We start from the raw sequence: 4,942 nt of genomic DNA on the forward strand, positions 1-4,942 counted from the left end.
TCGCTGCTGCGGCGGCGGCGCGACCACTTTGCCGGGCTCGAGGTTCGCTTGCGCGCGTCCAAGCTTTCCAACGCACAGGCGCAGCGCAACGCGATTCTGCGCCAGCGCGAGCACACGCATCGGCTCGCCGAGCGCGCGCAACGCGCGCTCGTCACGCTGCTACAACGGCTCGATGCGCGTGTCGAGAACAGCGGCAAGCTGCTCTCCGCGCTGTCCTATCGCAGCGTGCTCGCGCGCGGCTTTGCATTGGTGCGCGATGAAGTAGGCCACCCCTTGCATGCGGCCGACAGTGTCGGGCCGAATGCGCGGCTCGAGATCGAGTTTGCCGATGGCCGTGTGGCCGCGACTGCGGATGCGGACCGCCCGGCGCCTGCGGCGAAGCGTGCGCCCTCGCAGCCAAAGCCGGCCGCGCAAGACGCAAAGCCCGCGCCGAAGCGCGTGGCCAAGCCGGTGGATCAGGGCAGCTTGTTCTGAGGCGCGAGGGCGACGCTCCGCCCTCGGTGTCATTCCCCGCGAATGCGGGGAATCCGAGTACGCCGAGGCTCCTCGGTGAATCACAGACGTCTCGGCGTACTGGATCGCCCGGTCCCGGCTCCGCCAAGGCTACGCCGGGGCCACAAGGGTGCTTGGCCGCCGAAGCTTCAGCGAAGGCGGCAAGCCGGGCGATGACAGCTCGTGTGTGGGAAGCGTGCGTGCCCCCTCGTCATTGCGAGGAGCCCTTGCGACGAAGCAATCCAGAATCCATCAACGGAAAGACTCTGGATTGCTTCCACCTTCGCTGAAGCTTCGGCGGACAAGTCGCTGCGCTCGCAATGACGACTGCGGCGGCAGTCCGCCTTACCGGCAGGACAATCCCGCGTCGATCGTGGTCCAGAAGCCGCAATGTTCCGGCGCCGGCTGTGGTGCGCCAGCGTGGGCCTCATACAGGAAGATCGCGACAGTGAAAACGATGACAGCGGATGAGAAAAGGGCGATGCGGTTGCGCATACTGATTGCGTTTAATCGACATCGTGGTCGAATGATGGCGTCGCGACATGCTGAAACCGGCGCCACGCGCGATCCGTAGATTCCCGGTCGGCCATCATGGTCCGTGCAGGGCGGTGGTCGATGCGGGGCTGTCCGCCTGACGTTGTTCCTCGGCCGGCCCCGCTTCCGCCTTCGCTCTACCGAGCTACGGCGGGACAAGTCCGGGCTACGAACGACGGCACCATCCTCACCGCGCCAGCCATTCCGCGACGTCCTTCTGCGACTCCGCACGCGCCTGCGCATCGGTTCCGAGATGGCCATGCTCGGGCGCGGCCACGTCGGTGCCGCCGGCAGCTGCGTGCAGCGGCGCGTTGGCGCGGTCGAAATCGTGATAGGCGCCGGGATAGACCACGATGCGCGCGAGCGCGCTGCGGCCGCGCGCGCCGTCCACCATCTGGCGGCAGGCCGGCGGCGACGACACGTCGTCATCGGCGCCGATCAGCACCAGGGTCGGCACCCGCGTGCTCCAGCCGAGGCCGGCGGAGATCCGGCAATCGGGATAGAAGGCAATCGCGGCGCGAAATCCGGGCCCAAATCGCGCGCCGCGCTCTGCGGCCGCACGGCCCACAGCAGCGCGCTGGCGCCGTTGGCCCAGCCGATCAGGCTGACGCGGTCGCGCGCCACCCAGCTCTGCTTCATCAGCCAGGCGCGTGACGCCGCGATGTCGGTGACGCGTTCGCGCCGCGCCTTGACGTGCATCTCCTTGACGCGACATTGCGGCCCGAGCTCGCGCGAGCCGTAGCTGTCAGGCAGCAGCACCGCATTGCCGGCCCTCAGCAGCCGCTCGGCCCAATCGCGATAGCGCGGCAGGACGGAATCGGAATGGCCACTGAGCCCGCCGCAGCCGTGCAGCGCGATCACGGCCGGAAACGGCCCCTCGCCCTCGGGCTTGTAGAGCTGCGCATGCAGGACACCCGACGACAGCGGGATGTCGACCTGCTGCGGCACAGGCGCGGCGTGCGCGGCCGACATCAGGAGCGTCAGGAACAAGGCGGTCAGTCGAAGGCGCATCGGACTCGGCGTCAAGACCCTGGGTCCAAGCACTACCACGCGGAAACGGCGCCAAAACATCACAAACCAGTGGGTTTACCGGGCGGACAAGCCACCCTATCTATGCTACATCCAGCCCGACACATCGTGCCCTCCAAGGAATTTCCACGGAGAGGCCTTCCACGGAGACTTTCGACCGTGCTGAACAAGTTTGGCCCTTCGGGCCATGGCGAAGCGCAGGTGCAATATCTCGACGGCGATTTCCGCGTGATCTCGCCGGGGACCTATGTGCGCTGCGCGATCACCGACACGCGCATCCCGCTCGACGAGTTGAAATATTGGAGCGTGGATCTGCAAGAAGCCTACGCCACGCCTGCCGCCGTGCTCCAGCGGCATTTCCCCGGCGCGCCGAAGCCGCAGGCGTGAGGCCGCGCCCGCGCGGCTATTGTTGCTCGGTGCCATCCGCGCCCACGCAGGTCTTGATGAAAGTCTTGCGGGCCTCGCCGACGATCTTCTGATCGATCGCCTGCTTGAGGCAATCGAACCGCGCCTGCGCCATGCAGAGCTGCAGCTGGTCGCGTTTATCCTGTCCCTTCAGGTTTTGCGTCGTGGCGAGGCACGTGACGCGCTTGGTCGCGGGAACCGGCACCGCACTTGTCGGATTTGCCGGAGCGGCCGCAGGCGGCGGCGAGGGGGTCTGAGCAAGAGCGGGCAAAACCGGCAGACACGTGAGGCTGACGGCAATGATCGCGGACCGCAGTTTCATCGAATTCTCCTGATCGGAGATATATCGATAGGAGCGCGGCCATGAATGCCGGCTGAATGCCAGCCGATGTTTAAAATTGTCTCGTTTCCGTTGGGGCCGGTTTAAGTCGGTCTGCCGCACATTGCCACGGGAAAAAGTGGCAAGCGGGCAGGACACACATGGACCGCCGGAGACTTTGCAGCCGTTCGTTCGATGCACCATTGAGCCCAGAGCGACATGCTCGTCGGCGCGAGCGGGCGGTTAGCCTGCTTCAACGATTCGCCCGAGATCAGTCGGGCAGTTATGTGATCATTTCGGCGCTGCTGATGCCGGTCCTGGTCGGCACAGCAGGGCTCGGCACGGAAGTGGGCTGGTGGTACTACAAACACAAGAACATGCAGAGCGCGGCTGACTCTGGCGCGGTCAGCGCTGCGACAGCGGCGAGTGCAGGGACCGACCCCTCGTCCGAAGCCAAAGCGGTTACGGCAAACTACGGTTACGCGAACGGGGCGAACAACGTCACGGTCGCGGTGAACCAGCCGCCGAAGACAGGCAATCATGCATCGAATTCGCAGGCCATCGAAGTCATCGTGAGTTCAACCGCAACAGCGGCTGCTATCAGCCTTGTTCGGCTCGGATCCTGTCCTCATAACCGCACGCTCTGTCGCCCTGCCCAATTCCGGGACAGGCTGCGTACTTGCGCTCAACTCGAGCGCAAGTCCTGCTGTCAACGTCAGCGGCGGCAACCAGCTCAACTTGATCAAATGCAACCTTTACAGCAACTCGAGTGCAAGCCCCTCGCTCAACGTTGCCGGCAGCGCCACGGTCGCTGCAAATCAGGTCGGAGTGGTTGGCGACGTCTCCGGCGCCAGCAGCATCACGGCGACCAACGGTGTCAAGACGCACATATCGCCCGTCGCCGACCCCTACGCCAACGTCTCTCCCGCGAAGCCGAGTTGCACCAACGGCAAGATAGTGGTCAACTCCAATGGAAAAACAACCTCGCTCGACCCCGGCTGCTACACGGGCAGCATTACGGTCAATGCCGGCGCAGTCCTGAACCTCAATCCAGGCATCTATTATCTGGACGGGGCAAGCTTGAGCGTCGCTGGAAACGCCACCATCACGGGCAGCGGCGTAACCCTGGTGTTTACCGGCTCGGGAAGCAACTGGGGCACCGCTTCAATCGGCAGCAACGCGACCGTCGACCTGACGGCGCCGACCAGCGGCGCCACGAAAGGCATCGTCATGTACGGCGATCGCAATATGCCAGCCGGAACTGCTTTCAATCTCACCGGCGGCAGCACGCAAAACTTCGGCGGTGCCATCTACCTGCCAAAGGCCAATCTCAGCTTCAGTGGCGGCAACGGCACGAGCACATCCTGCACCAAAATCATCGCGGATACGCTGACGTTCAGCGGCACGTCGAACCTCCAGGTCAATTGTACCGCGCTCGGCACCGCGACGATAGGTTCGCAAACCGCGCAGCTCATCGAATGAGGTTTGGACCGATGCAAATGCAGAACTTCTCATCCAGGCGCCGCCCTCGATTGCTCGATTCTCTGATGGGGCACGTGCGCGCCGCTATCGGCGACAAACGCGGCGTCGCGGCCGCCGAATTCGGCATCTTGATCCCGATACTGTCTCTGATGGTCGTGTCGGTGACAGACATTGGGCTTGCACTCTATCGCAAGATGCAGGTCGAAAATGCCGCACAAGCGGGAGCGCAATACGCAATTGCGCGCGGCTTTGACACGAGCGGCATTTCGAACGCCGTAACGAGCGCCACCAACGCCACGGACATCACTGCTTCGCCTCCGCCGGTCCAATTTTGCGGATGCCCAACGAGCGGGGGAGTTAGCGCTGTCACTTGCGGGACGACCTGCACCGGCGGCGCGCAGGCTGGAACATATACGACGGTCTCGGCGCGAGCGACCTACTATACGCTCATCGATTACCAGATCGTGGCGGCCACATATACTTATAGCGCGCAGTCCACTGCGAGGCTGCAGTGAAACTCACGGCATTGTGGCACGACAATCGGGGCGCGTCGGCGCTGGAATTTGCGCTGACCGCTCCCGCGTTCTTCCTGTTCATATTTGGGATCATCGAATGCGGGCTGCTGTTCTGGACTCAGCTGGGGATCCAGCATGGGAGCGAAATGGCGGCGCGTTGCGCAAC

The 4,942-nt window shown here is 64.1% G+C and carries 6 protein-coding genes and 2 pseudogenes; 6 read left to right on the top strand and 2 right to left on the bottom strand.

Going from position 1 to position 4,942, the window contains the following annotated elements; all coding sequences use genetic code 11:
• A partial coding sequence (locus ACSKB8_RS45285) for an exodeoxyribonuclease VII large subunit (protein ID WP_438111908.1) occupies positions 1-474 on the top strand: 474 nt, incomplete at its 5' end.
• 739 nt (positions 475-1,213) lie between these two features.
• On the opposite strand, the pseudogene ACSKB8_RS45290 reads toward ACSKB8_RS45285, so the two are convergent.
• Positions 1,214-2,037: pseudogene (locus ACSKB8_RS45290) on the bottom strand (dienelactone hydrolase family protein).
• A 177-nt stretch (positions 2,038-2,214) separates the two neighbouring features.
• Between ACSKB8_RS45290 and ACSKB8_RS45295 the strand changes: the two are divergent.
• A complete protein-coding gene (locus tag ACSKB8_RS45295) occupies positions 2,215-2,442 on the top strand; it encodes a DUF2093 domain-containing protein (RefSeq protein ID WP_195800562.1) in 228 nt (75 codons plus the stop codon).
• Between the two features lie 16 nt (positions 2,443-2,458).
• Here the strand turns inward: ACSKB8_RS45295 and ACSKB8_RS45300 are convergent, their stop codons facing one another.
• A complete protein-coding gene (locus ACSKB8_RS45300) occupies positions 2,459-2,983 on the bottom strand; it encodes a hypothetical protein (RefSeq protein ID WP_438111909.1) in 525 nt (174 codons plus the stop codon).
• 104 nt (positions 2,984-3,087) lie between these two features.
• Here ACSKB8_RS45300 and ACSKB8_RS45305 point away from each other — a divergent pair.
• From ACSKB8_RS45305 to ACSKB8_RS45320, 4 genes and pseudogenes are all read left to right on the top strand, one after another.
• A pseudogene (locus ACSKB8_RS45305) lies at positions 3,088-3,138 on the top strand (hypothetical protein); the annotation flags it as partial.
• Between the two features lie 247 nt (positions 3,139-3,385).
• Positions 3,386-4,261 carry a pilus assembly protein TadG-related protein gene (locus ACSKB8_RS45310; RefSeq protein ID WP_438111911.1) on the top strand — a complete coding sequence of 292 codons (876 nt, stop codon included), beginning with the start codon at positions 3,386-3,388 and terminating at the stop codon, positions 4,259-4,261.
• A gap of 11 nt (positions 4,262-4,272) precedes the next feature.
• The gene (locus ACSKB8_RS45315; protein ID WP_370986338.1) at positions 4,273-4,776 is read left to right on the top strand and encodes a TadE/TadG family type IV pilus assembly protein; all 504 of its coding nucleotides are present in this window, start codon (positions 4,273-4,275) and stop codon (positions 4,774-4,776) included.
• On the top strand, positions 4,773-4,942 hold a 170-nt coding region (locus ACSKB8_RS45320), incomplete at its 3' end, for a TadE/TadG family type IV pilus assembly protein (protein WP_438111910.1). The genes ACSKB8_RS45315 and ACSKB8_RS45320, both read left to right, overlap by 4 nt.

Source organism: Bradyrhizobium sp. BR 1432 (assembly GCF_051547705.1).
Taxonomy (GTDB): domain Bacteria; phylum Pseudomonadota; class Alphaproteobacteria; order Rhizobiales; family Xanthobacteraceae; genus Bradyrhizobium; species Bradyrhizobium zhanjiangense.